The sequence below is a fragment of the Vibrio sp. OPT41 genome (assembly GCF_015163595.1).
Lineage (GTDB): Bacteria > Pseudomonadota > Gammaproteobacteria > Enterobacterales > Vibrionaceae > Vibrio > Vibrio alginolyticus.
Genome location: NZ_JADDYH010000085.1, coordinates 1 through 247, shown reverse-complemented (window position 1 = coordinate 247; position 247 = coordinate 1). Strand labels below are relative to the sequence as shown.

1 pseudogene is annotated in these 247 nt (G+C 44.5%); it reads right to left on the bottom strand.

The window, feature by feature from the left end:
- Positions 1-247, bottom strand: a pseudogene (locus IQP38_RS27070) (IS3 family transposase); the annotation flags it as partial.

Below are 247 nucleotides of genomic sequence, written 5' to 3'. Positions count from 1 at the left end.
TTGTGCTTTTTTGTCACTCTAACACCATAGTCACGTTCCATAACGTTCACGACAGCTTCAAAGAAGTCGGCTTTGAGTTGAGCATCTTCGAGCTGCTTCTCAAGCTCTTTAATACGTTGCTCTGGTGTAGGAGGTAAATTGAACTCGGCCATAGAGTCTCCTTTGGACATAAAGTTAGGTGTCCCTTTAGACCAATCTAGTCGACCATGCTTACGAAGCCAAACCAAAACCGTAGAGCAACCTTGGA